The sequence below is a fragment of the Colwellia piezophila ATCC BAA-637 genome, assembly GCF_000378625.1.
GTDB classification, from domain to species: Bacteria; Pseudomonadota; Gammaproteobacteria; order Enterobacterales; family Alteromonadaceae; genus Colwellia; species Colwellia piezophila.
In genome coordinates this window covers 66,401-92,381 of record NZ_KB905166.1, presented here as the reverse complement: position 1 = coordinate 92,381, position 25,981 = coordinate 66,401, and the positions used below count along the sequence as shown (strand labels likewise).

Genomic DNA, 25,981 nt, shown 5'->3' with positions numbered 1-25,981 from the left:
TTTTGCTTAAATGGCTTGTTAGCCTGACTTACTGTAAACAGTGAACATTTCCTTACCTATATCAGCAATTGCTTTATTACGTAGAGCAAACGATGCATCGGTCTGAGTTAAGTAAATACTTATAATTAGAGGTGAACGTTTATCCGACCAAATCACTGCTGTTATAGCTCTTGAACCATTACCTCCAGCCCCAGAACGATCGGCAATAGACCAATTTTCAGGAAGTACTGAACGAAGTAAACTCCCAGTCACTTTATTATCTATCATCCATTGTTTTAGTTGAGCTTTTGAAGCTTGAGATAATGCGTCCCCAAATAATAAAGTATGTAAACTTTTCACCATTGCATTTGGCGTGGTTGTATCTCTTTTATCACCATCAAGTGCTTCATTTAAATAAGGTTCAATTCTATCCAATCGAGTGACATCATCACCAATAGAACGCATAAAATGAGTTAGTGCCTTTGGCCCTTTAATGCCCGTTAGCACTATATTGGTAGCGGTATTATCACTCATAATCATAGCTGCGGAACATGCCTGTTTTAAGGAGAACTTTTCACCAACATGATTTTTAGTTACCGGTGACCATTTAACAAGCGAACTTGTAGTAATAACACTTGATGTTTCAAATGATTGCAGTCCTTTTTCTACATCAGCAAGCAACTTTGCACAGGCTAAGGTTTTAAAAGTGCTCAGTAAAGGAAAACGAGTATCCCCCTTATAACTCCAAAACTTATTGTCTGTGACATCATAAATAGATGCACCAATACGGGCACCAAGCTTGTTTTCTATTTCTTCAATCTTTTTAGTTATAATGTCCGCATATACGCTAGAAACTGAAGACAAGTTAATCACTATAACTAATATCAGTGAGCTGTACTTAAAAAGGTAAGTTTTAAAATTAACTTTCATATCAAATATCATTTCCATTTTTTTAATTAGATTAACGCCATCATAGTTAACCGTGTAAGGATAACTCCCTAATAATGGGCAAAAAGGTTGACTAGAATTTGTAGCGAAGCGGAACAAACTGTTACGAGTTCGCCTTGATTACCTTGTATGGATAATACATCCAATATTATGAATTAGAAAAGCAAATAGAAATACACTAAACGCACAAACTAACCTTACAGTCCAAACAGGTAAAATATCAGTTATATATTTGATTATGAATTCCACTTTACTTGTACTCAAAACCGTTATCGCTAATGCTGCTACCATTGAAAGGTAACCCAAAATAGTAAATATTAATGGAAATATTGCAGTCTCTGCTGACAATACTAATGAAATCCCCAAAAACATCCTAATTGTAATATCACTATATTTTACCAGTTTTGAGTTTACGAGGTGCGGCATTCCAAGGATTAGCTTCTGCGGAAAAATGACACAAAAAACACTTAATAATACCATTGCAAATGAGATCACAACGATAATCAACTGCCAAACTGTATAGTCCACTCCGTTTATCTCGTTTTAGTGTAATACTCTCTTATATGACTGTTACCACTTCTACCTGCAACACCCATGTATTCCCAAAAAGTGTCATCGTTTTCAAAATGAAATTGTGAAATTTTCACTTTGCCATTTCTTTCATACTTCAAAACAATACTCTTATCCGTACATCCCAAAACATCGATATTTATACGTTCTTCTTTAGAGGGGCGCTTTATCTTTCTATCACCCATCTTGAGTTCTAATGCAGGAGTAGCAATAATCATTTGTTCGTTACTCTTAAACGTAATAACTTCTTGCCCTTGGGTTTGAACCATAAATGACCAAGCTTTGTTATCTATGTTTGCCCATCGTTTATTAAAGGTCTCAAATTTTTCTATAGAGGATGACCAGGTTCCTTCTAATGATGGGCAACAAAACCCAACACTTGGAATCATGAAAGATAAACATATTAATATTTTTTTCATATCTAAAACCAAACACCTTAATTGGAAGTAATGTGGGGTAGCAAACGCCGTTTTAAGCGTTGAGTAATAGCTTGCTAAAATGTGAAACGAAATGGAACCGAGCAAGCTGTAACGAGTCCGATTTGAAAACCCTTATTAGGTGTTTTTATCACTTTTGTCTGGAATATCATTGCACAAAGCACATTCTACGCCTTTACGTGATTGATATAGCCTTGAACATATAAATATTGCTGTTGTGATTAGAGACCAAGTACAAGCAAAAATTAATGCCTCTTGGACTGAATGCTGTTTAAGTAACTCCACTATAAAGAGTAAGGTAGCTACACCAATAAATACTTTTAACGCTCTAACGAACCAAAATTTAAATCCCATTTGAACTCCAAACTAGAGAAACACCTAACGCCCCAATAAGGGGCTAAAAATTGTTTGCTAAAATGTTGAGGAACGAAACACAGCCAACTGTATTTTTATCCTGATTTAACAGCTTGTTATGTGCTTATTGGCTACAGACTACCAGCTTACTTTTACTTACTGTAATTACAAACCGTTTATTAAGCTCATTGCTAGTTATATAACCACAAGAGCCGCTTATTATTTTGCTGTTTATGTTGAATGAGTAATTATAACTACCATCACTTTGAGATAGTGAGTAGTAGATAGTATTTTCTTGCCTAAGATCAATAGAGCCAAAATTCAAATTACTTTTGGGCAAGCTAACACTTGCCGCTGTTATAACATTCTCAGATTCATTTATTACTGTAACACTAGGAGTAATATAGAAATATAAATAGTAAGAGCCGACCACGAAAAACAAAGCAGCAACAGCTATTTTAACAAGCAGGTTCATCAATTATCTCATTGGCACTGGCACATAACGCCCTCGTTAAGGGGCAAAATTTAGTTGGCTAAAATGTGTAGCGAAGCGGAAACGGCCAACTGTTGCGTGTCCTTGTTTATTTTCTTGTTATATTGCCTCACGCGTATTTTGATGTAAAGAAAGCATTAGTATTGCAGCAAGTAACGTTGCGGTAATGTCACCTAGGTCAAAATGCATTGAAGTCCAATATTGCTCCATTTCATATGTTAATGCGCCGGCAGTAAGGATTAAAACTGACTTATTGAATGTTTTAATATTAATCTTTGGCTGGACTACAGGAATGATAGACATGATCCCGAATAAATAGAAAAAACTCGGAGAAGAAGCTAGAAATGTATCCAAAACATTATTGATACCAAATACGTCAGTTCTCGTTACCTTCACAATAATTGCGAAAACTACACAGATAATGAAACTAGCTATATAAAAGCTTTTACCTCGAAACGACAAACCAACTCCTTGGTAATATAACGCCCTAATAATGGGCAAGAAATAGTTGGCTAAAATGTTGAGGAATGAAAACAGCCAACTGTTTTTTGTCCTTATTAATTAGCTCGTTATGTGTTTTATTCACCAAGCCATTTTAGCTTGGCATTTTTGTCGATTTCATTAAATTCAGCCTCGGTTATCTTTCCATTAGCTAAGTCAGCTTCAGCAGCCCATATAACTCTGATATATTGAAATTCTGTTGCTGCAAGAATATAACCTAATTTTCTTTCCGTAATTTTACCGCTATGAAATTGACTCATCGCTAATTTTTTATTCCACGACTGACCTTTTGGAGGATCTGGTAGTGTAAAATCAATAGTGAGCAATCTTTTATCTGATATTGTGTAACCTTTAGCAATTGAATCTTTAGCGCATTCATATAACACATAATCAATAGAATCTTGTAGGCCGTAGAAATGCCAATCAAAACCAGCATTACAACCACCCACAATTTTTCCTTCTTTATCACTAATATCGATTACTCTTTCAGCGCAACCTGGAATAAAGAATAAGAGAACTATTGTTTTTAATAAATTTCGATACATCGTCAAACTCATCTAAACCAACGCCCATTTAAGGGACTGATAATAGTTTTCTAAAATGTTGAGGGACGAAAACAGCAAACTGTTTTTAGTCCTGCTTGATTGGCTTATAGTTAGGTGAAAGTACTATAAATAAAATTGATATTATTATTACTTACTTTCCGTATCATCTTTTTTTTTGGAAAGAGTTACCAAACCTAGAATAATGAACATAAGTGCAACGCCATAAAAAGAGATTTGGTCATCTAATACACCCCCAATTAAAAATAGCACACCACTAAGTATGAATAGATAACCACTTTTTAATTTTTTAGTCATGTACAAATCCTTTTAAGAACCTAACGCCCATTTAAGGGGCTGATAATAGTTTTCTAAAATTGTTAATCAAAGCGGAACCGAGCAAACGGTTAGCAGTCCTGCTTAAAATGCTTGTTAAAGCTGCGCTTGCAAGCATATATTATGCTTTCTTCTTATTGAGCCACAAAGCAAACGTTGAGCAACAAAAAAACAATAGTAATATTAAGTTTAAGTAACCACCACCAACAATTGCTTTTACTTCCCCTTCTAAATTGCTAACAATTATATCATTTAACAAAAATGGAATGACAGGGCTAAATAGAATAAGCCATCGCGGATAATAAGTGTTTTTCGCCCAGACGGTAGTAGCAAATAATATGCTGAAGATACCAAAAGGTATATAAGCCAGAAAGCGAAGAGCACCATTGGCAGAAACTGCCAACCCGGTAAGCGAGTATGGTGTAACACCTAATTCAGCAGCATTTCTTGCCGATGTAGCAATTGCGATATAAGCAGCGTGGACTACACCAAAAGAGATCATCACAGCTAAAAAAGAAAGAAATACCGTTAACCTGATCCATTTTTTCGCTGGTTGAAAAGCAAAGTATATTTGACCTGAAGCTAATGTATACAGCCATGCCGAAATAAGTGCACAGATCCCGCTTATTATAATTCGCTCTGATGAAACAATAGACATATTGGAAATAATATTAGTTTGCGCTCCGTTATAATAGAAGAGCATGTCTCCTGAGAATAAAACCAAGCTTCCTAAAATCCCTGAAAAACCCAGCCAAATAGCGGTTAACGGAGAGATTAAATTGTTTGAATGATGTTCCATACTCTACCCAGTAGCCCTAACGCCGTTTTAAGCGGTAAATTATAGTTGGTTAAAATGTGTGAGGTACGTACAACAGCCAACTGTAATTTGTCCTGATTAATTTTCTTGTTAGGCATACTTTTAATCAACTGCCTGTGTTTGTTTTTTAAATAGCTCTATTGCTACTTTGGTAACAGCCGTGCAAGACGACTTCTGATCGAAGGTGCACACTCATATAAACATAACGCCAATATATCAAAAGAAATGCAACTAAGGCAGGAGGGCTTTAGCTGATAGGTTACTTTACTGATGAACTAGTTTGCGCAATTTAATATAAATATCATTGCTGTTAATAACCGCGTTAGTTGCATTTAACATAACGACATAAATATTTTTTTCTTTTACATCGTACATCATTAATACATCGATACCCGTAGTGCCACCCATCCATCCATACGTTTTATATTGTGCTATCTTTTCTGGGTTATTTACGGTTTGATATCTGCCATCTAAATACATTTCTAGAAACTTGGCCAAATCCGTTGCACTACTGCTTAACGCTCCAGCCGACCAGGCCCAAGCGTTAAAGAATTTCCGTTCGTTGCTGACATTGTAAAGGTTCGCTTCGTTTAAAGAGTCTCTGTCCTTCAAAATACCATTGCCAATCCCAACTTGGCTTTGAGTTAGTCTTTCCCAGGCATTCGCGTAAGTATAATTAGCAGCCAATGTTGATGTAGTTAATCTCCCCTCTAAACTCGAATTAGCCATACCCGATGGAATGAGTATGTATTTTGACAAGGCTTGTGCATACGATAACCCAGTGATCTCTTCGATTAGAATTCCTAAAAGAATGTATCCTGTATTTGAATACTCTGTACTTTCGCCGGGTAAGAAGCTTGGGCTATTTTTGCCATTAATCACATATAATAATAGATCGTCAGGTGAGAGAATTTCGCTATTCAAATCCATATGGGTAAATAGCTGCAGTTCAAAGTCATCAGTATTTGTGAAGTTAAATATGCCACTTTGATGCCGTATAAGGTCAATAATTTTAACTTGTTCGATGTGAGGTATATTTTTAGTTATGTCGGTTTGAACGTAATCAGTAAAGCGCTTGGTTATATCTAGCAATTCCAGTTCGACAAGTTTAAATAATAAAGCCTGAGTAAATGTTTTGGTGATACTTGCCGTTCTAAATTGAGTTGTGCTAGTTACTTTTGTTTTTGACTCCAATTCCATCATGCCTTTTTGTAGGCATTGATAGTTATCAACAGAACCATAGCAAACTGAAATACCAGGGATACCTAATTGAACGGCATCGTCCAATAATTGCTCCGCTGAATCGTAATGTGACTTCAAAATTTGTTGTGAAGAACATCCTTGAAATAACATCAGAATAACAACAAAAAATAGTCTACAGTATGTCTTCATTAGTAATACCTATATAGTTAAAATAAGCGGCTAAGTAATAGTTGGCTATTATGTGAACGGAGAAAAACAGCCAAGCGTTTTTGTCCGTTTAATTGTCTTGTTTTATTTTTAAAATCCAACACTGTTCAACCAATTATGTGCCTCAACTAAATCAACGCAATATTTTTTTTCTGTATTAGTAAGTAATCTATAGGTTATTTCAAGTACATCTTTTTGAATCGAAAGACCAAAAACAACCGCTAAATATTTTAAATTCTGATGGTTTAACCATAAATATAATTCAGATAAATAACTTCTTGTGTCAGGTGTAGCTAACTCCCAATCAGTTAGATCAACTAAGCATGCCCAAGGTTCATTTCTCATTTGAATTACAATATTTTTAAATTCATTCCCCCATTCTACAACTGCTTCATAATTCCAAGAATCATAAGCTTTAAAAGTGACGGTGTTTTTATTAGTTTCTAATTTATAAGAACCATGCTCTTTCATTAAAACCTCGAAAAAATATAACGCCCGCTTAAACGGGGAAAAATTGTGGTGACCTTTTTGCGTGTCTTTGCAAAAATGCGTCATTGTTTTGAATGATCTCCCCCCATTTGAAGCGCTTGTTAGGTGCAAAGCTCGAATAGCTCATGAACAATACCTGATGGATCTTTAAAGGCTGAATAACGCCCCCACCGGTTTTGGTTTGGTGTTTCATGAACAAAAATTACACCTTGCGATTTTAGTTGATTAATTTTGCTATCTAAATCATCAACCGTGAACAATAACGTAGAATTAGCATTATAACCATGTGAATATTGAATTGAATCCATTGTCCCTTGAAACATAATTACTTCATGGTCGCCAGCTTTTAGCTTTATGCAATCAGAATGCTCTTCGACTAAATCTAGGCCTAAAGCATTTGTATAAAACTGAAGTGATTCTTGAAGGTTGTTAACAACTAATAAAGTTGATGGGTTTCTCATGCGTGACTTCCTTTTGCACCTAACGCCCATTTAAGGGGCTGTTAATAGTTTGTTAAAATTGTGAAGCGAAGCGGAACAGAGCAAACTGTTAGTAGTCTCGCTTTAAATTCTTGTTATATTTTTTTGTATCGTAAAATCTCATCACCATTGTCATCAAATGTTCCTGTTGGTGACCAGCCAACATGCCTATAGAACCCGTAAGCTCTAATAGTTGAGTTTGCCCCCGCGGCTAGCCAAAGTTCAGTTAAGCTTTGAGATAAAAGGCACTTAACAACCATAAAGAGTAATTTTTTTCCAACTCCGTGTCCTTCATATTCGGGCAATACTGCTAAAACGAGAACTTCGCCAGTTTGAGTATTCCCATAACAATAAGCAATGACTTCACCCTTATCTTCTGCCACCACCCCAATATAAGTACCATTTTCCATCTTGGGAGACCATATCTCAGTAGTTACACCGAACTTGATTAATGTAGCCTTATCTATTGGATTGTCTCGTGTAGCACCTCGGATATCTGCGCATATATCTAAATCAGAATCCGATGCTTTTCGGTAGTCTAATATCATTACCCACCTCTCAAGTTATTAAGTGCAAAAATATAACGCCGCAATAAGCGGAAAATTGCTGCTGACTATAATGTTTGAGGAACGAAAAACAGCCAACTGTAAATTTTTCGTTTAATTACCTTGTTATATACTATTGCTTTGCATGCTCTCGTAGGCTTTTATTAAGTTGACTTGACACTTCATAGCACTCAACTTGTTTGTTACCTTTTAACGATTTACAACCAGTTAATATCTTAGGTTCATTTCCCGGTAGAGGTTGATCATATATAACTGACTTTGCTAGCTCAATATCAGCTTTAAAACCCATTTCAGAGAAACTTTCACTTTTATCATTATTATCTTTAGACGGAAATTGACTATCTATAACCATTCCAAGAACTGTACAGCCTTGGATCAAGCAAAGTAATGTTAGTAATAATATTTTATTTCTCATAGGTAGAATCCATAAACATGTATATAACGCCCTAATGATGGGCAAAAAATTGTTGGCTAAAATGTTGAGGAACTAAAACAGTCAACTATTTTTTGTCCATATTAATTAGCTTGTTATGTGTAAAATTACACTACACTTTGAAGAAAACCTAGTTGAATTAAACAAAAGCTAAACATACCAAAATAAAACAAAGTGATCGTGAAATTAACAATAGTTAAGCGGATGAAACTCACTTTATTGCTCGCCCAATACACAGCAGTAGAATTTGAAGATAGTTGTATTTTACCTTTCTTAATTTGCATAATTAATTTTATCAAAACGAATAAACCTAAAAATAAACTAATTATTCCGGCTACTACTGTTAAAATTTGACTCATAATCCTGACTTACACATAACGCCCAAATAACAGGCTAAGTAAATATTGGCTAAAATGTTGAGGAACGAAAACAGCCAACTGTATTTTGTCCCGCTTGAACAATTAAGCATTTATCTCTTGTCGAAGCATGAGAGATAAATGTCCTGTTGGACTGAGCCGTCAGGCACAGTCTATATGTTTTTTGTTTTTTGAGTCATTACAGCAGTAGGAAGGTGATTATCCATAAATTGAATTTTCAATAGCTTCCTTACTCTATTTTGCTCAACGTTATCAATCCAGTTTACCTTATCTTGTCTGAGTGGTGTCATAACTTGCCTCCAAAAAGGATTGATGTAGCAAGTTAAGTTTGGCTGAAATGCAGAGATAATTCAGGAGCTGGCATTCCCCGCGAAGCGGTTTAGTTCAACAGTTTATTAGGAGGACAAATCCCTTGTTTCTACAAGCAACGAATCATCGTCCATATTTTTATAGTATTAAGAGACTACTTTATTGTTATCGGTAGATCAATGAGTTGGAAATCAACCGCCTACTGGTTGACGTGTGAAAGGCGGATTTACTCCTGCTTTATTGTAGAAAGAAGGAATCAAAGGGTGACTGTATATAAATATAGTAGTCATTTGATTGTTTTGTTCTAAATATAATCTTCTTTATAACCAGTAAATATAAATTTTTACAATGGGTCATGGTTAAAAGCACCTAATCAGCAACGATAACCCTACCCTAACCGTTATGTCTTAATCTTTTTTATACATTTAACTAACTTAATTGTTCAAACCTCGATAAACTTGGCCATCGAGATTTTTCTCCCGTTATCAGTATCAAATATTACCTAGGAGCACTTAGTGCCAATATCTTTACCTACGCCTTCACTGAAGTCTGAAAAAATCATTGCCGCGCCAATCGCTAAAAAAATCCCTCATAATATGGAAATGCATGATCATCACCGTGTTGATAATTATTATTGGATGCGTGATGACCAACGTAGCGATAAAGAGATATTGGCACACCTTAATGATGAAAATAACTATGCTGATGCTAAGTTGGCAGGTCAAAAACCGCTACAGGAATTACTGTTTGAAGAGCTTAAAGCACGTATCGTAAAAGACGATAATACCGTACCTGCAAAAGATGGTAAATATTGGTACCACAGCGAAATCACTGGCGAACAAGAGTATTCAAACTATTATCGAGCCACCAGTTTTACGGGTGACCATAAAACGCTGTTGTTGGATGTAAATGACCGAGCAAAAGACCACGATTTTTATGACTTAGGGGATTTGTCGATAAGTTCAAACGATGAGTTAATGTCAATCTCTGAAGACACTGACAGTCGCCGTATTTATACCATTAATTTTAAAGATTTAAGTCAATTAAACAGTCAGTTAAGCACAGGTCCTGAACCAAAAGACGCTTATTTATCAGATGTTCTGCTTGAAACTGAAGGACAGATTGTTTGGGCTAATGATAATAAAACGGTATTTTATGTAAAAAAAGATCTAGAGACCCTGCTAGGTACACAAGTATATCGTCACAAATTAGGCACGCCACAAGCTGATGATGTCCTTGTTTATGAAGAAGATGATCACAGTTTTTACATGAGTTTAGACAAGAGCAGAGATGAATCGCAAATTTATATTTGTTTACACGCCACTGAATCAACCCATTACTTAGCGCTCAGTGCCGAAAAGCCAGACGGCGAATTTGTTGAGCTACTGCCTTATCAAGAAGAACACGAATATCACGCTGATAAAATGGGTGAATACTTTTATATTGTCACTAACTATCAAGCTAAAAACTTTCGACTAATGAAAGTCGCTGTTGATAAAATTGATGATATAAGTAACTGGCAAGAAGTGATCCCACATAGAAAAGCTGTGCTACTAGAAGGTATTGAGTTATTTCATAACTTTATCGTGGTTACCGAACGAGAACATGGCCAAATTCGTTTTATTGTTCATACTACCCAAGGAGAAAATGCAGGTCATCAATATCCATTATCTTTTGATGATCCCTGCTACTTTGCTTGTCTTGGTGATAACCCAGAGCCAAAAAGCACCACCGCAAGATTATATTATTCAAGCTTAACTACACCCGGAACGTTATTTGAATTTGACTTAGCGACCGGTGAGCGCAAGTTACTTAAACAGCAAAAAGTATTAGGTGACTTTAACAAAGAGGATTATCAATCAGAGCGGTTATTTATTACCGCGCGTGATGGCGTTGAAGTGCCCGTATCCATTGTTTATCGCAACGATACCTTTAAAAAAGATGGCACTAACCCACTATTACAATACGGTTATGGCGCGTATGGTATCACCATAGATCCAGATTTTTCCAGTCAAACGTTAAGCTTACTTGACCGAGGTTTTGTTTACGTTATCGCCCATATTCGTGGTTCAGAAATGTTAGGTCGGGAGTGGTATGAAACCGGTAAAAAAGCGCATAAACAAAATACTTTTAATGACTTTATTGATGTAACAAAAGCATTAGTTACGCTGGGTTATGGCGCTAAAGATAAAATATTCGCCTCAGGTGGCAGTGCTGGTGGTTTGTTAATGGGCGCTGTAGTTAACCAAGCACCCGAGTTGTATTTAGGTATTGGCGCACATGTGCCCTTCTTAGATGTGTTAACCACTATGCTCGATGAAACAATACCACTAACCACAAATGAATATGACGAATGGGGCAATCCGAACGAAGCAGAAGCTTACAAGGATATTTTAGCTTATTCGCCTATTGATAATATCAGCGCTCAGCAATACCCTAATATTCTTGTAACTACAGGATTACATGATTCTCAAGTGCAGTACTTTGAACCAATGAAGTGGGTAGCAAAAATACGAGAATTTAAAACTGATGATAACTTACTGTTATTTAAAACGGATATGGACGCAGGTCATGGCGGCGCATCTGGTCGTTTCAAAAGCTTAAGAGAAAAAGCCTTGGAGATGAGCTTTTTTATCTCTTTGCTAGCTGATTAGAGATACTTTATTAAAGATACCTGAACAAAAGTAGCAAAGTAATCTGCTACTTTTGTTATTCACAAGCTTGGTATCTATCACTTGTGATGAATGTTTTAGATTAACACTTGCCAATAACAATGCCTTTATTCCAATATAAAACAAAGAAACTAACCCGAAAATAACCTCTTTATTATTAACATAAGTTATTAACATAAGTTATTAGCTTTATATTTTGGTGTGGCTTGATGTTTTTGTAATTGACCGCCTTGCTCGAATCCTGTTTCAGCATATTTAAATACCTCCTGCGCAGCTATTTCTCCAACGATTTTGATGCGTTTACTATAATATTGTCCACTTGGGGTTTTACCTGTACCCTGCACCACTTCCTATATACAGTAGCACTTACAGAAATAATCTAGGTAACGCGATACCATAATTAACTTCCCTTTTAATATCGTTCCGTAATTGTTCCTTTGTTCAGTCCTCGCATGGAGGAAAACATATAAGAAATGCTAGGTTGGCAGAAACCTTTAGAAATTTAGGTACATAAATAAATGTTCGATTATCCATAAATTCGTGATATTTAAGCGATTGAGCAATTGGCTCTTGTACGCGTATGCCTAGAATTACACTGAGCAGTATAACGAAAATTCCGATAACTTTTTACGGTTATAAGTCATTATCAAGATGTACGTGATGAATTTAATGAAGTCAGCTTTGTATTAGATACTGAGGCTAATTTTCTTAAAAGTGCTAATAACGATTACAGTAAAATGGTATTTGAGCCATCGGTGAGAGGAAAAACTGACCGTTTTGTTTTACGATTTAAAGTATAAGAAGTCATTTGGCTAGTGTACGGCAAAGCTTTTTACCTGGTTAAATTAAAGCTCCAGAACATAAAAAACCGCTAATCTTTCGATTAGCGGCTTGAGGTCTAATTTCTAAACACTAGTGTCTTTAAGAAATTTATAGTGACCTCGGATATCTTCTCGAAATTCCTGACAATACTCACCTAATGGTGCTTCTATTTTAAGAGCACCATACATTTTGTTAGCTTTACGTTTGGTTTTCTCCCAGCTAATACCTTCGATGGACATATGACCTTCACTAAAGGCCTTAATTTTTGCCAGTTCTTTAAATTTCTGCGGATCTATAGGCTTATTACAATCATTATTAAGGTAAATTAATTTACTCGCAGCTTCGGACAATAATAATTCGATTTCACCGGATTGATTATCGGTTGATGACTGTGTGGCAAATACTGAGCTGCTCAATAAAACTAAAGGTAAAATTATTTTTTTCATCATGCTTCCTAGTTGTATATAAGGTAATAAATAAGTTATTTAATTGTCTGTTGTTAACTTATCGTTTTATATTTTCATTTTCTTGAACATTTCGTTGACGGCAAAATGCAATCTTTCTTTCGCTACTTGGCTTCCGACATCTTGTTGTAAATCTGCTTCGGCCATACCAATCCAGATAGACTGACCAGTGCTGGCATCAAAAATGGCGACAACTAAGGCTCCTTTAGGGATGTTTTCTAACGTTTCGAGCTGAGTTTCCTCGTTTATAATCAATTCAATATTGTCCATATCAACGCCGGCGATAAAAGTGATTAGCATATCGGGACTGTCTGATTTTTCTGTAAAACCCTTAGCTCTTAATTCTTGATCTATGTTGAATTTGGCTTCGCTATCGGCATCAAAGCCTGGGCTTTCCCAGCGACCTATTTCATCATAGATAATGGTGGCATCACCCAACCAGGCAAAAGTCTTGTAGCCGCTAAGGTTAACCTTTGGGTCCGTTTCTGCTGCGATATTCATATCTTTAGGTACGGCAGAACATGCCAAGAGAGTAAAAGAACTTAATAGTACTAAAATTAATTTTTTCATTGCTTTTCCATTGAATTAATCATTATTGATAGCCTGCCAGCTACTTTAAGAAAACAGGCTGAATTACCAATGAGCATATTACTCATTGGAGAATTGCATGCGTTAAATTAGCTCGCTAAAGGCGCTGCTAATTGAAATTCTAATAAAGTACCTGCGGGTATATTGATAGAGTTTCCGCTGGTAAGTAAAGAAACGCCAAGGCCAACTTTAGCTGCATTTTTAGCGCCCTTAGAACCATTAGCTAAACCACCGACAGCGGCAAGCCTTGCTGTTCTGCCCACGGTCGCTTTACCTGTGCTCTCGGTAACTGCTTTCACAGCAGAAGTTAGAATAGGTTTCATCTGGTTATTGATCATGATATCGGTAAAGGTCAGCTCTAAGCTTGAATTGCCTCTAGCTCGTCCTGACTGCTTAGCTGCGGCGACTACGCCATAGATGGTACTACCACGAGGCGCTACCACAATATTATTGGCCATTAAATCGGCTTCCAAACGAGCTGTAAATCTGTGACCTGTGCCGTGTTTTTTACTGTCAATCGAGCTTGATATTTGTACCATGACTCGAGTACCTGCGGGCACTGTGACCTGCCCTGCTATTACTTCTTCACTGACTTGCTCCTGACTAGCCTTCGCACTGGCATTGGCCGTTGGCACAGTGACCTCATCGCCAAAACTGATACTTTTAACTTGGGCTGATGGAAAACTTAACTGTTGGCCGGCAATATCAAATACTACATTATTAGCATCGCGAGAAACTAAAGTGCCTTTTAAGGTTTGACCATCTTTTAGTACTAAAACGTCAGCTAAGACATTAGCTGAAACAAGTAGCGTTACAGCCAATACCGAACTCTTCATTAAGTTTTTCATCGTTATCTCCATATATACCGAAGGTATAATTAAATTCAATTATTTTTTGTTTGTTGCGTTTAGTTTTATTAAACACCTTAGTGTTAACTTACGGACTAGTTTAGCGAACACTGTATTTATTGATGTGTACAAAAGTGTTACCAATGTGTGTTGTAATTAAAATGAAGCGATAAATAATGGTTATAATGAGTCGTTTTGCTGATTAGCTTGTTCAAGGCATATAATAATAAGAGGCGACAACTTATCACCTCTTTAATTACATTCTCGTATTATTTAGAATTCAGCGTTTCAATAAATGAAAAAATGCGAGTTATTCAACTCGCCTTTCATTCCCGTTTTAATCAATAGCGCTATTCTACTTTAGCAAATGATTTTCTCACTGTTTCTTGAAAAACCTTACTTTCAGGTCTTAAGTTGGTAATACCTTCAAAAGGAATACCGTGACGAGTCGGAGTGAATGGATATTTCGCATTCATATTCTCATGACGATGTTTCATCATATCAAAAGGTCCCCAAGCCCAAAGAAATTGCGCCATCATGCCACGCATTTCACGAGGGTCTTGATACAAGTCGAAGAAATTATTTTTAACTAATCCTGGACGGTCACCAACCCATACACGCTTGTATTGTTGCTTGATCGTGGCAGCATGTGTTGTGCCTGTATAAACATGATAATAATCACGACGACTGTTACCATCACCTGCTAGAAATACCGCAGTTTGGTCAATACCATCAATTACTCTGTCTGTTGGGATATACTCCATCGCATCACCTATGCGGGCGAATGTCGTAAATAAATCATGAACAGTAATCATGTCACCAACATATTGACCTTTTTCAATCATGCCTGGCCATTGAGCAAAAGCTGTAACACGGATACCACCTTCTTTATAACTACCTTTACCACCATTAAAAACGTTCTGGTACATTGCGCCAGCTAACTCTTCCATCGGGCCATTATCAGCCATAGCAACTACAATGGTGTTTTCAGAGATACCTTGTTTTTTCAACTCGGCTAATATTTCACCAACATGGCGATCTAAGCGCTCCATATTTTGTGCAAACGGGGTACTGTTGCTTGTGGTTATTTCTTGCCCATCTCTCATTAGGTCATAAACATTGGGCCAGTAAGCCAGATAAAATGGTTTGTCATCTTTAGCTTTGCGCTTAATAAAACCTAAAGCATTTTCTTGATGCATTTCAATTAGCTTACGATAATTCCCTAAAGCCACGTCATAACCCGCTGATAAAGTTTCGCGAGCTAGGCCACCCTTTTTACCTTGGATATCCATAATGTAACCATCTGGACGCCAAGTAGCATCGACCAAATATTTTTTCTCATGCATATCAGGCAACAAACCTATTGTTGCGTTAGCCGCTTGACCTGTCGCATGCCACATCGCGGGCGGGAACTGGTTATACATAGAAAACTGTGCTTCATCAAAGCCTTGGTTGTGCAGATAACTTTCTTCGATGTCGCCCATATGACCTTTACCGACAAATGAGGTGCTATAACCTGCTTCAGATAGCACCTCAGCAATGGTCACTTCTTCCGCTGGCAAACCACCACCTTCTGGCGGGAAAGACACTGTATGCATACCACTTCGCACGGCTAATCGACCCGTTAAGGCTGCTGCTCGTGTTGGCGTACATGAAGGTTCACTATACATGCGAGTAAAAACAATACCTTCTTCACCCATCTTATTTATATTGGGGGTATCAAAACCACGAATTTTATTGAACGCTTTAATACCGACTTCGCCAAAGCTAGTATCGTCCCACATGATATGGATAATATTGGGTCGTTTACCGTGTTTCTTATACAGCGCATCGAGTTTCTTTTGCAAACCTACATCTTGTTTGGCCCATTTTTCTCCGAACTGTTCCTGCAAAATATTTTGCTCAGCATCATGAATCAAATTAGCTTTAGTTGCTGCTGTCGCGCTCAGGCTTGGCAATAGGGTCATAGCCGCAACAGATATGCTTGCTAATAGCGTTGGTTTGAATCGTTTGTTAAAAAGTGTTTTTTCGGTGTTGATTTTCATGGAAGTTCCTTCTTTTTTTTAGTTTAGTTGTTGGGTTATCAAGTTTTCTGAAATATTTAGCTTTAACTTGCTAACAAGTTTACGAGAACTAAAGACTTTTGAATGTGTACAAAGAGCAAGGAAAAGTGTGTAAACAGAGTACTTGGCATTTACCAAGGGGCAATTTTAGCGGCACAATAAAAAAAGCCGAGTCCCCTAAGGGTACTCGGCAAAATGTGTTATCAAAAAAACACTAAGGGAGAGTTAACAAATCAATTCGCGAGCAATTCGTTTACTTGATATCGCTATCATAGCCAGTAAACGGGTTAAGGTATGTGTGTTTTAAGCTGACGAATGTGTACTTTCAACTTCGTTGCTCAGTTTTGTTGCTAAATGATTATGCTATTGCCAATAATAATTGTAACTGCTCTGGAGACACTGACTTATCGACACCAGTATCTAAGGATGGCGTGCATGCTTGTTCTACAATAGCCACCAGAGGAATATTTAAAGATATCGACAGCTGTATAATCTGACGACATAAAACCAATGATTGGGGATCTTGTTGCTTGGAAAAAGACTCGCTTAGTAATATTGCCGTTGGCAATGGTGACTTTTGCGCGATAACTAGCGCTTTTTCTATACTCGTGGTCGCGAGAATACTGTAGTGACTTTTTAAATTTGCCGACATCAAGCGTAAATTATCCGCTAGTTTATCCACTAAAATAATGCGTTCTTTAACCACTGGTAGCTTATGTTGATGAGATTGCTCAGCTCGAGCTAACCAATGGCTTACTCGCTGAGTTAGGACGATGGGATCAATAGGTTTAGCTAAATATTCATTAAAACCTAAGTCGATAAAGCGCCGTTGATCGTCAATTAAAGCATGCGCCGTCATCGCAATGACAGGCAAGTTAACCAAATTTTCATAGACTTCTGGCGCTTTACTGGCAAATTTACGTATTTGTTTAATCGCGGTGATGCCATCCATAATTGGCATTTCTATGTCCATTAACACCAAATCAAAACGTTGCTCAGTCAGCACTTTAAGCGCTTGTTGACCGTTAACGGCAATCTCTACTAATAAAGCTAACGGCCTAAGTAACTCCTGCATAATTTGCTGATTAATATCATCATCTTCAACGACTAAAATGCGTTTGTTAGCACACTGCGCACCGACGACAGTATCTATAACTTGAGCTGATAATGGCTCACTGTTGGGCATTTTCTCAATACATTGTTTGGCATCAGCCGCCAAAGTAAAGCGGCAGGTAAAGCTAAATTGACAACCTGTTGTTGGGCTGCTGTTTACCTTGAGGCCCGCACTGCTGTCGGCTTCATCAGCCATTAACTCTGCCAGTTGACAACACAGGCTTAAGCCTAAGCCGACCGGTATAACACTATCAGCATGCTGTGATACCTGCCCCGCTACGGCTTTGTTGGATATGCCATTACCGGTATCGTTGACCACAAAAGTTAAACTAAGCTGCTCTTTATCTGAATTGCTGGCATTAACCGCAATAGTAATAGTGCCTTGCTCGGTATGTTTAATCGCATTGGTAATTAAGTTTACTAATAATTGCTGTAATCTCATGGCATCGCCCATAAGCATAGGAAAATGCGTTTGAGCAATGTTGCTGCGCAAGTGTAAATTTTTATCCCGTAATCTAGTACCAAGCAAGTCGTTAATATTATCAAAGACATCCGTGAGTAAAAAGGCTTGCTGATTAAGTACCAGCTCATTACGCTCTAGTTTGCCAATATCGACAATATCGTTAACCACAGCCAACATATAAGTACTGGCATGGTGAATTTTGCTCAAATAATCTTGCTGTTGCTTGGCGTTATCTGGCTGTAGAGCCAAATAACTGAGACCAAGAATGTTATTGATCGGTGTTCTTACTTCATGACTTACCCGGGCGAGAAAGTCAGTTTTAGCCAAGTTTGCTTGCTCTGCTTTGGCCTTTGCTTGTTCAAGCAGCACTAAAGTTTGCTTTAATTTATCTTCAACCTGTTGCCGTTGTTGAATTTCAGCTTGTAACTTTTGATTCCAAGCCTGTACTTGTTGGTTTTCCTGACTTTGACTAGCGGCAATAAAACTATGGTCAAGTTCAGGTAAGTGTTTACCTTTTGCCCAGTGATTCGCGCTATTGAGTTCGTCACCGGCCAATAACCAACGGCTATCTTCCCCAAGTTGCCACAAGGTTAATTTCTCGCCGTAGGGACGGCGATTGGCGATAGCCTGTTCTAACCAACGGATATTAAATACTTGCCGATAGACTTTAGCGCGAACAGTAATTTTCCCTTGTTCTATATTAATTAAGCCCGTTAATAACAAACGGCTGTAGTCGATATTTTCATCTACCATCAGCGACTCATCAGCACTGGACAATAATTGCTGATAAATATCTAGATTAAATGTCGCTTGATTATCATCTAACAACAAACGATCACGGATGGTGCGTAAATGCTCGGGATTATCTTTGCGCACCCAATCATCGATAATTTTTTCCGCCAATAACTCAGCCAGCCAGTCTTGCTCATTAAGCCTTAACCTATTGTCTTTATTGTCGGCAATCAGCTGGCATATTTTCTGTGTTAAAAACGGCTGACCAAAGCTCCACGCTAAAACTTGTGCTAACAGTTTCTTATTATCAAGATGGTCAACATTTAACCCTGTAGCGAGCGCTAGCGACTTTTCAAATTTAAATCCTTGTAAGGCAATGGCCCGGCCAATATTAAAGGGTGAACGCTGTGGGTCAGACATTAAATCTGAGGGTAAAGCCACGCCAAAAAGCGCAAACTGCAAGCGCTTCATTTTGGCTTGGTTGGCGCGCTGATTATAACAAGCACGAATCACCGAGAAAAAATCATCGGCAGAAAAAGGTAAACTTAACACGCTGTCAACTTCATCAAAAAAGATGACAAACTCTTGCCCTACTTCACTATCGTCAATGATTTTATCGAGCAACGCCGCCAGTTTTTGCGCCGCTGAAATATCGCCTAATGTGCTCCACCATTGAAAAACAGCATTACCTGGGGCATAAGAAAAACCACGCCAGATCTCAGCTACTATACCGCCATACCATTGCTCTAGCGTGATATGAACACTACCGATACGACTCATATCGACAAAACAGCAGCGATAATTTTCTTGCTGAAGTTGTGATTTTATTTTCAGCAACAATGATGATTTACCCATTTGTCGAGAATTAAAGACATAACATAATTCTCTGTTTTTCAGGGCAGACAACAAGGCTATATCCGCTTCTCGTTGAATATAGCGGGTAGAATCGGCCGCTATACTGCCACCTACTTGATAATTGCTTGTTACTGTCATGGGGTAAAGATAGCCTAAAGTTGCTTCAGTAAAAATTTCGCCGCCAGTTGATTGCAAGCTAAGGTTTTACCATTAACTATGGTGGCTAAACCTAAGCGCTCTAATTGATAACTTTCAATACTGCTTAAGACATCACCCTTACTGCCATGCAATTTTCTAAAGCCACTTACCGCGGTCAAATTAGCCGTTAAGTCAGCCAATAGTTGATGTAGAAATTCATTATAAATGCCTTTTGGCTCGGCAGCGGTCTTAATAATATCTTTCAGAGAATTCATCGGACTCTCCATAAAGCCCTGACTGCTGGCCAGTGTATATAAGGCGAGTTGTGTTAAATAGGGGTGACCCGCAACTGTGCTACGCAAATAGGTGACCGGATTTGCAGCCATACCATCGGCCTGCCAGTTAAAACCATAACTTTTTGCCAATTGGGCGATTTGTTGATCTTCAAAGGCCTGTAACTCTATGGCTAAGCCAACATTAAAAGGTGATAAGTTTAAGTCAAGTTGCACGTACACTTCGGTGGAATACACTAATACCTGCCGCAATTTTTGCATCAATACGTTGTGTTTCGCTTCCTCAAACCAAGAACGTAATAAAGGCAGGAAATCTTGACTCACTTCTTGATGATCAAAAAGCAAATTTAACTCATTAATAACTAATACTAATGGCCGGTCCAGTTGCGCTAAAATATGCTGTTGTAAATAATTACTACAACTGAGTTTACTGCCCATCAATGGGTTCCAATAATCGTCCATAGCGGGGGCAATATTAAGCTGCGTACTCATTTGCAAACACAACCATTGCAGTAATAAGTCTAAGTCAGACAATATTTTCCTGTCAGCTTGTAATAAATCAATTTTAACTACCTGGTAATCTTCGCTTTCGGCTTGATCTAATACCCTAAGCATTAATGAACTTTTACCCATTTTACGGGGGCCTTTAATGCGTAACACACTGCCTGGTTGTTTAATTTCATTATAAGCCCGCGCTTCTTCGCCGCTACGCTCGAGATAAAATGGTGAGCTAAAAGCTAAAGCACCACCGGGGTATTCTAGCGCATACGGTCGTTGCAAAGAACTTTCCGTTAACCGTGTTTCTAATAAGGGTCTGAAATTACGCTTTGTCACATTGGTCGCTAAAGTATCACTTAATGCTTTCCACAAACTAGAACCAGATTTTCTAACATAATCATGATCATAACCACTTTCTTCAGCAATTATGTTGTAGCCCTTACCCTGCCAAGAAAGCCGAAACACTTCAATTTTAATCAAGTTTAATTGTTCTTCGGGCAAGAGGGTTAACAATAAATCTTTCGCTTCTTGATGGTTCATAACTATTTCCTTGTTTGCGTTACAGAGTTTCAAGTCAATACGCGGGCTAATTTTTACTGTGCTGTTGGCTTATACTGGCTTAGCCAATAATATTTGCGCTTGCTCAAAATCAAATTCATCTACGTAGCTAGCAACCCCTAACAAGACCTTGACTAAGTCTTCAGGCAAGTCATATTGCTGCAACTCGGTTACTAAGTCTAAAGCTTCGGTATCGCAATCCATTAATAGACTATTTAATTGCTTAATTTTGACAGCAATATCGGCTGACGATAATTTAATTTTCGCGGGTGTCTTAGCATGATTTTCCGCAGTAACTTCAGTAACAGTGTCATTTTCAAGCAGAGTAACAATGCTTGTTAACACCTGAGATAACGCTTGAGCAACGTGCTCAACCTCTACATTCACATCCGTCATTTCATTAGATGTTTGACAGGCGATTTCTAAAGTTGCTGCCGCAGACTGCACTTGACCCGCACCTAAACTACCAGCGACACCTTTTAAGGTGTGGGCATAACGAGAAGCGGCCTTGTTATCATCACTGACTAAGGCTTGCTGAAAATTTTCAACAAAATGCTGTTCTCGTTGATAAAATTTAATCAATAATTTTTTAAAGAGCGACCTATTGCCCTGACAGGTACGCAAGCCAGCCTCAACATTTATACCGATTAACTCAGGATGTTTTACTGCTTGATGTTGAGTAGTGGCTGCAATTTGACTGTCAACTAACTGGGCCGGAGTTATCCAACGTGCCATGGTGCTAAAGAGTTTATGCACCTCTATCGGCTTAGCAATATGATCATTCATGCCCGCGGCCAGAACTTTATCTCTATCGCCGGCCATGGCATTGGCGGTCATGGCTAGAATAGGTAAGTTTTGCCATTTTTCCATAGCCCGTATTTTTATTGTCGCCTGATAACCATCCATAACTGGCATTTGGCAGTCCATTAATACGCCATCAAAGTGCTCTTGTTCCAGCCACAGTAGAGCTTCGGCACCATTGTTGGCTACTCGCGTGGCAATACCATTGCTATTTAATAATTCACTAGCCAATTCTTGGTTAATTTCATTATCTTCTACTAACAATATTTTTGCACCTTGCAGTGTCTTGATAGCGGCTTCAATACTTTCACTTTTACTTGCTAGCCGTGATTCTATTGCTAACTCTTGCCCCGTCGCCTTCAAAATAGCATTAAATAAATTTGAAGGTGTGACAGGTTTAGTTAAATAACTACTGATGTTAATGTTTTTGGCCGCTTGGCTCAGTTGCTCTTTACCAAACGCAGTGACCATAATCACGGTAGGTAAATGTTGTAAACTGGTGTTTTCTTGCATTTGGCTAATAGTAGCAACTCCATCTAAGGTCGGCATTTTCCAGTCCATAAAGACTAAGTCAAATGGCCGAGTATTATCCGCTTGTTGCAACATAGTTAAAGCATCTACGCCATTATCAGTTTGCTCCACTTGCAAGCCAAACCCTGTGATAATGTTAGACAATATTTCCCGGGCGCTGGCATTATCATCCACTAACAAAGCGCGCATAGTTTTTAATTTGTCAGTATTTTTTGCTAAGGCACTAAAATATGGGCTACTTTGTTCCCGTTCGGCTGACTGTATACCTAACTTAATGGTAAAATGAAACTCGCTGCCAACACCTTCGGTACTGTTAAACCATATTTCTCCACCCATCAGCTCAGACAATTTCTTGCTGATGGCTAAACCTAAACCAGAGCCGCCATATCTCCTTGAAGTTGAAGAATCCGCCTGGCTAAAAGATTTAAATAAACTGGCTTGATGTTCAGTGGCTATACCGATACCCGTATCTCGGACGGTAAATTGTAACGTTAACATCTTGTCATCTTGCTGTAGTACTTTTACCGCAATAACTACTTCGCCTTTTTCGGTAAATTTAACTGCATTATTACCCAGATTAATCAATATTTGCCCTAAACGTAAAGGGTCGCCAACCAAAGCTCGTGGTAAATTTAGCGGTAGGTCATACATTAATTCCAAGCCTTTTTCTTCTGCCTTTAAGCCGACTAAATTAGCCAAATCATCAAAAACATCTTCTAAACGAAAGTCTATATTTTCAGTGGTTAATTCGCCCGCCTCTATTTTTGAAAAATCTAAAATGTCATTTATTATGCCTAATAAAGACGCCGCCGAGCGATGCACCTTGTCAATGTAGTTGCGTTGCTTGTTATTTAAACCCGTTTGCATCGCCAAATGGGACATACCAATAATGGCATTCATCGGTGTGCGTATTTCATGAGACATATTAGCTAAAAAGTCAGACTTCGCCTGGGTGGCCTGCTCTGCCGTATCTTTAGCCAAAGCTAAAGCCTTCGACGCTGTTTTACGTTCACTTTCACGTTTACTGGCATGGCGCAAAATAATGGCTAAGCTAAGCGCAACAATCATAATGGTAAAAGGCGGAATGGAAGACGCTAACGAGCTATTAGGGTATCGTTTACTGTCGGCAGCGGTAATGTTAATTTGCCAGTCACGATCAGCAAATGACAAAGTATATGACTGAGTTAAAGCTTGTTGCTGTTGTTCTGGCGTTAAATCAACTTCGTTATATTGATATAAAAATCGCTCGTTTACCGGCGCTGAGTTATCCTGTACAGAAAAATTCAAACCGACATGCCCTTGATAAAATTTAATTAAATCCTCCATCATGGGGGCAATATTAAGCACCAGCAGGATAAAACCACGCACCTGAGTTATATCATGATTTTGTCCCGGTTTAGTACCTGACAACAGAATAGGCACGGCTAATATAGTGCCAAAACCACCATCTTGATTTTGTACTAAATCAAGACGTTTGGTCGCACTCACATTGCCAGTTTGTACTGCGCGTATTAAAGCTGACCGTTCGCTCATGCTGCTGGCAACATCCAAAGCCAACGCTGCTTGATTAAGGCTATAGGGTTGTAAATAGTAAACAGGAAAGTAGTAATCTTGCTCGCTAGAGCGTTGTTGTTGCCCTTGTTTATCTAACGACTTAATGAAGACTTCATGCTGATATAAAACACTGGCTTGTCGTTCAAATTCAGTTCGGGCGTTTCGATCAATATAGGGTAACCATTGCATCGATAGTATGCCGGGTGATTTTTCTAAATAATGCTCGGCAATAACATTAAATTCATCATAATTAATAACATCAGACGCCCGGTAAATGATGCGCATATTGGTTAAGGTATCTTCATATAACGCTAAGCCTTGGCTAATGGTTTGACTAAACTGTTGCGCACTGGCATCAAATTTTAACCGGGTATTTATCTTAAAATTATTTTGTAATAGTTGATGCACTGAACTGGCCAATATTATGCCTAAAACAATCACAGTCCAAGGTGCCAAATGCGGCGAAAATTGTTCTTGCTCATTCAGTTCGGAATAGTTATTCAAAATGCTGGTACGTAAGGCCAATACCCCCGCTAAAGTTGAAAAAATTCCAAATACCAATAAACTATCAGCAACTGAGCGGCCATGTGAATCACCTAAAGTTGCTAATTGCTGTGCTTCGAAACTAGACATAGCTTGCCAAATCATCAGTGACAAGGTTAAACCAAAAATGGCTAAGGTCCAAGATAACCAGTTAGGTGGGATTTTTTTCTGAAAATAAATTAAATGCTGTGCCAAGGAATAACAAAAAAAGCATAAGCCTATCACTATAAAACCCAGGGCAGTATGTACGGCCATTTTGGTCAGCTCGCCCCAACCGTATGCCGTGTCAATGCCAATTAAATAACCGCCAAAGGCTACCACCCCTAGAGAGCTAATAACTGCGCCCAAGGTACCGACTAAAGCAACATATCTTCTATCTTGCCAACCAAAACATGACATTAATAGAGTGAAGCCCGTTAGCGCAAAGCAAATTGCGGTATTCGGTGCCATTCTACCGGGCTGTGAGGTATTCAGGTCAATATAATGCGCCATAAACACTTGGTCAATGCCTATATCAAGCTTGAAAACATATTCAATTAAGGTAAAAAATCCGATACATAGAACTGCTAATCCTATGCCCTGTTGCCAAGCTTTCTTTTGCTGACACAAAGCAATTAACGCCAGTCCTGAGAGAAAAAAACCTAACGCGGTATTGTATTGCATTGGCACAAAAGCAGGGCTTATTTGAATTAAATTCGCATTGTGAGTATACCAACCGACTAAAACTACGGCACCTAAAACTAGGATAAGATATGCCAACAAATAAGTACTGTAATGGAAGATTTTTTTAAGATTCATGTCAAGCCTTGGTGGGAAATGATCATTGCTGCCAATGCGTAATTTAACATAGCTGAATGGTTATTGTTATATTTCGTAAAGGCTTAGTCGAAAATAGAATCATTATTTTTTCACTTAACCATCAATTCTACGAGTTGTTAGGCCGTAAGGCACTTAGCTACTATTGTTAAAATAGTACACATTCAGTTGGCCATTTAACACATATTAACTCGCTTATCACTAATACAATTACTCCATAATAACGAACAACCAATATGGAATGAAATTATGCATACTATTAAAAAAAATATAAATACTATTTATTTGTGGGTCTGGGGACTGCTATTGCTCATTGCAGGTTCTGAAAGCAACTTCTTGAACATGTTTTAATTACTGGATATGCTGGTATTCAAGAGACCTTTTAAATAAGTGATAGCTTCTCATATATCACTTATTTACAAGCGTCACTCACATAAAAGATACTTTTCATCTGCTAAATTTGAGTTACTGTATTCACTGGATTACAAACTGTCAGTGAAGGTAGTCAAGTCCATATTTCACCAGCCGTTATTGGCAAGTTTCTTCCTGATACCCGAATGGAAAATTGCTCCTCTCACGCCGACAATCT

At 38.1% G+C, this 25,981-nt stretch carries 21 protein-coding genes; 1 reads left to right on the top strand and 20 read right to left on the bottom strand.

Going from position 1 to position 25,981, the window contains the following annotated elements; translation table 11 throughout:
* Positions 1-18 precede the first annotated feature (18 nt).
* The 12 genes from bla to F580_RS0112385 all read right to left on the bottom strand — a co-directional run bounded on the left by bla (position 19) and on the right by F580_RS0112385 (position 8,336).
* Complete coding sequence (bla, locus tag F580_RS0112450) at positions 19-909, bottom strand: class A beta-lactamase (RefSeq protein ID WP_083926989.1); 891 nt, start codon at positions 907-909, stop codon at positions 19-21.
* A 551-nt stretch (positions 910-1,460) separates the two neighbouring features.
* A complete protein-coding gene (locus F580_RS0112440; RefSeq protein ID WP_019028061.1) occupies positions 1,461-1,916 on the bottom strand; it encodes a hypothetical protein in 456 nt (151 codons plus the stop codon).
* Positions 1,917-2,051: 135 nt separating this feature from the next.
* Positions 2,052-2,288 (bottom strand): hypothetical protein, encoded by a 237-nt coding sequence (locus F580_RS0112435; RefSeq protein WP_019028060.1) that lies wholly within the window; start codon positions 2,286-2,288, stop codon positions 2,052-2,054.
* Between the two features lie 592 nt (positions 2,289-2,880).
* Entirely contained in the window at positions 2,881-3,243 is a 363-nt protein-coding gene (locus F580_RS0112425) for a hypothetical protein (protein WP_019028058.1), read from the bottom strand.
* A gap of 116 nt (positions 3,244-3,359) precedes the next feature.
* Positions 3,360-3,839 carry a hypothetical protein gene (locus F580_RS0112420; protein WP_169338310.1) on the bottom strand — a complete coding sequence of 160 codons (480 nt, stop codon included), beginning with the start codon at positions 3,837-3,839 and terminating at the stop codon, positions 3,360-3,362.
* A gap of 135 nt (positions 3,840-3,974) precedes the next feature.
* The gene (locus F580_RS26370; protein ID WP_019028056.1) at positions 3,975-4,142 is read right to left on the bottom strand and encodes a hypothetical protein; all 168 of its coding nucleotides are present in this window, start codon (positions 4,140-4,142) and stop codon (positions 3,975-3,977) included.
* Positions 4,143-4,281: 139 nt separating this feature from the next.
* Positions 4,282-4,959 carry a DUF6796 family protein gene (locus tag F580_RS0112410; RefSeq protein WP_019028055.1) on the bottom strand — a complete coding sequence of 226 codons (678 nt, stop codon included), beginning with the start codon at positions 4,957-4,959 and terminating at the stop codon, positions 4,282-4,284.
* Between the two features lie 282 nt (positions 4,960-5,241).
* The gene (locus F580_RS0112405; protein WP_019028054.1) at positions 5,242-6,369 is read right to left on the bottom strand and encodes a serine hydrolase domain-containing protein; all 1,128 of its coding nucleotides are present in this window, start codon (positions 6,367-6,369) and stop codon (positions 5,242-5,244) included.
* 108 nt (positions 6,370-6,477) lie between these two features.
* Complete coding sequence (locus tag F580_RS0112400; protein WP_019028053.1) at positions 6,478-6,858, bottom strand: hypothetical protein; 381 nt, start codon at positions 6,856-6,858, stop codon at positions 6,478-6,480.
* 119 nt (positions 6,859-6,977) lie between these two features.
* Positions 6,978-7,337, bottom strand: coding sequence for a VOC family protein (locus tag F580_RS0112395; RefSeq protein WP_019028052.1), 360 nt, complete (start codon positions 7,335-7,337; stop codon positions 6,978-6,980).
* Between the two features lie 113 nt (positions 7,338-7,450).
* Positions 7,451-7,903: a GNAT family N-acetyltransferase gene (locus F580_RS0112390; RefSeq protein WP_019028051.1), complete on the bottom strand. Its 453-nt coding sequence runs from the start codon at positions 7,901-7,903 to the stop codon at positions 7,451-7,453.
* 130 nt (positions 7,904-8,033) lie between these two features.
* Positions 8,034-8,336: a hypothetical protein gene (locus F580_RS0112385; RefSeq protein WP_019028050.1), complete on the bottom strand. Its 303-nt coding sequence runs from the start codon at positions 8,334-8,336 to the stop codon at positions 8,034-8,036.
* Positions 8,337-9,555: 1,219 nt separating this feature from the next.
* Here F580_RS0112385 and F580_RS0112370 point away from each other — a divergent pair.
* A complete protein-coding gene (locus tag F580_RS0112370) occupies positions 9,556-11,694 on the top strand; it encodes a S9 family peptidase (RefSeq protein ID WP_019028047.1) in 2,139 nt (712 codons plus the stop codon).
* A gap of 188 nt (positions 11,695-11,882) precedes the next feature.
* Here the strand turns inward: F580_RS0112370 and F580_RS26365 are convergent, their stop codons facing one another.
* The 8 genes from F580_RS26365 to F580_RS25545 form a co-directional block, all read right to left on the bottom strand.
* The gene (locus tag F580_RS26365; RefSeq protein WP_019028045.1) at positions 11,883-12,056 is read right to left on the bottom strand and encodes a hypothetical protein; all 174 of its coding nucleotides are present in this window, start codon (positions 12,054-12,056) and stop codon (positions 11,883-11,885) included.
* Positions 12,057-12,617: 561 nt separating this feature from the next.
* Positions 12,618-12,980: a hypothetical protein gene (locus tag F580_RS0112355; protein WP_019028044.1), complete on the bottom strand. Its 363-nt coding sequence runs from the start codon at positions 12,978-12,980 to the stop codon at positions 12,618-12,620.
* Positions 12,981-13,046: 66 nt separating this feature from the next.
* Complete coding sequence (locus tag F580_RS0112350) at positions 13,047-13,568, bottom strand: DUF4136 domain-containing protein (protein WP_019028043.1); 522 nt, start codon at positions 13,566-13,568, stop codon at positions 13,047-13,049.
* Between the two features lie 107 nt (positions 13,569-13,675).
* Positions 13,676-14,434: a hypothetical protein gene (locus F580_RS0112345; protein WP_019028042.1), complete on the bottom strand. Its 759-nt coding sequence runs from the start codon at positions 14,432-14,434 to the stop codon at positions 13,676-13,678.
* A gap of 350 nt (positions 14,435-14,784) precedes the next feature.
* On the bottom strand, positions 14,785-16,479 hold the full coding sequence (locus F580_RS0112340) for a sulfatase-like hydrolase/transferase (RefSeq protein WP_019028041.1): 1,695 nt from the start codon (positions 16,477-16,479) through the stop codon (positions 14,785-14,787).
* 376 nt (positions 16,480-16,855) lie between these two features.
* Complete coding sequence (locus F580_RS25550) at positions 16,856-19,798, bottom strand: AAA-like domain-containing protein (RefSeq protein ID WP_157443099.1); 2,943 nt, start codon at positions 19,796-19,798, stop codon at positions 16,856-16,858.
* Positions 19,799-19,812: 14 nt separating this feature from the next.
* Entirely contained in the window at positions 19,813-21,129 is a 1,317-nt protein-coding gene (locus F580_RS24500; RefSeq protein ID WP_019028039.1) for an AAA-like domain-containing protein, read from the bottom strand.
* Between the two features lie 69 nt (positions 21,130-21,198).
* A complete protein-coding gene (locus F580_RS25545; protein ID WP_019028038.1) occupies positions 21,199-25,374 on the bottom strand; it encodes a response regulator in 4,176 nt (1,391 codons plus the stop codon).
* Positions 25,375-25,981: the final 607 nt, after the last annotated feature.

Excerpts from the sequence above, each read along its gene's own strand:
- bla (WP_083926989.1), bottom strand. The coding sequence starts at position 909 with ATGAAAGTTAATTTTAAAACTTACCTTTTTAAGTACAGCTCACTGATA.
- F580_RS0112440 (WP_019028061.1), bottom strand. The coding sequence starts at position 1,916 with ATGAAAAAAATATTAATATGTTTATCTTTCATGATTCCAAGTGTTGGG.
- F580_RS0112435 (WP_019028060.1), bottom strand. The coding sequence starts at position 2,288 with ATGGGATTTAAATTTTGGTTCGTTAGAGCGTTAAAAGTATTTATTGGT.
- F580_RS0112420 (WP_169338310.1), bottom strand. The coding sequence starts at position 3,839 with ATGAGTTTGACGATGTATCGAAATTTATTAAAAACAATAGTTCTCTTA.
- F580_RS26370 (WP_019028056.1), bottom strand. The coding sequence starts at position 4,142 with ATGACTAAAAAATTAAAAAGTGGTTATCTATTCATACTTAGTGGTGTG.
- F580_RS0112410 (WP_019028055.1), bottom strand. The coding sequence starts at position 4,959 with ATGGAACATCATTCAAACAATTTAATCTCTCCGTTAACCGCTATTTGG.
- F580_RS0112405 (WP_019028054.1), bottom strand. The coding sequence starts at position 6,369 with ATGAAGACATACTGTAGACTATTTTTTGTTGTTATTCTGATGTTATTT.
- F580_RS0112400 (WP_019028053.1), bottom strand. The coding sequence starts at position 6,858 with ATGAAAGAGCATGGTTCTTATAAATTAGAAACTAATAAAAACACCGTC.
- F580_RS0112395 (WP_019028052.1), bottom strand. The coding sequence starts at position 7,337 with ATGAGAAACCCATCAACTTTATTAGTTGTTAACAACCTTCAAGAATCA.
- F580_RS0112390 (WP_019028051.1), bottom strand. The coding sequence starts at position 7,903 with ATGATATTAGACTACCGAAAAGCATCGGATTCTGATTTAGATATATGC.
- F580_RS0112385 (WP_019028050.1), bottom strand. The coding sequence starts at position 8,336 with ATGAGAAATAAAATATTATTACTAACATTACTTTGCTTGATCCAAGGC.
- F580_RS0112355 (WP_019028044.1), bottom strand. The coding sequence starts at position 12,980 with ATGAAAAAAATAATTTTACCTTTAGTTTTATTGAGCAGCTCAGTATTT.
- F580_RS0112350 (WP_019028043.1), bottom strand. The coding sequence starts at position 13,568 with ATGAAAAAATTAATTTTAGTACTATTAAGTTCTTTTACTCTCTTGGCA.
- F580_RS0112345 (WP_019028042.1), bottom strand. The coding sequence starts at position 14,434 with ATGAAAAACTTAATGAAGAGTTCGGTATTGGCTGTAACGCTACTTGTT.
- F580_RS0112340 (WP_019028041.1), bottom strand. The coding sequence starts at position 16,479 with ATGAAAATCAACACCGAAAAAACACTTTTTAACAAACGATTCAAACCA.
- F580_RS25550 (WP_157443099.1), bottom strand. The coding sequence starts at position 19,798 with ATGACAGTAACAAGCAATTATCAAGTAGGTGGCAGTATAGCGGCCGAT.
- F580_RS24500 (WP_019028039.1), bottom strand. The coding sequence starts at position 21,129 with ATGAACCATCAAGAAGCGAAAGATTTATTGTTAACCCTCTTGCCCGAA.
- F580_RS25545 (WP_019028038.1), bottom strand. The coding sequence starts at position 25,374 with ATGAATCTTAAAAAAATCTTCCATTACAGTACTTATTTGTTGGCATAT.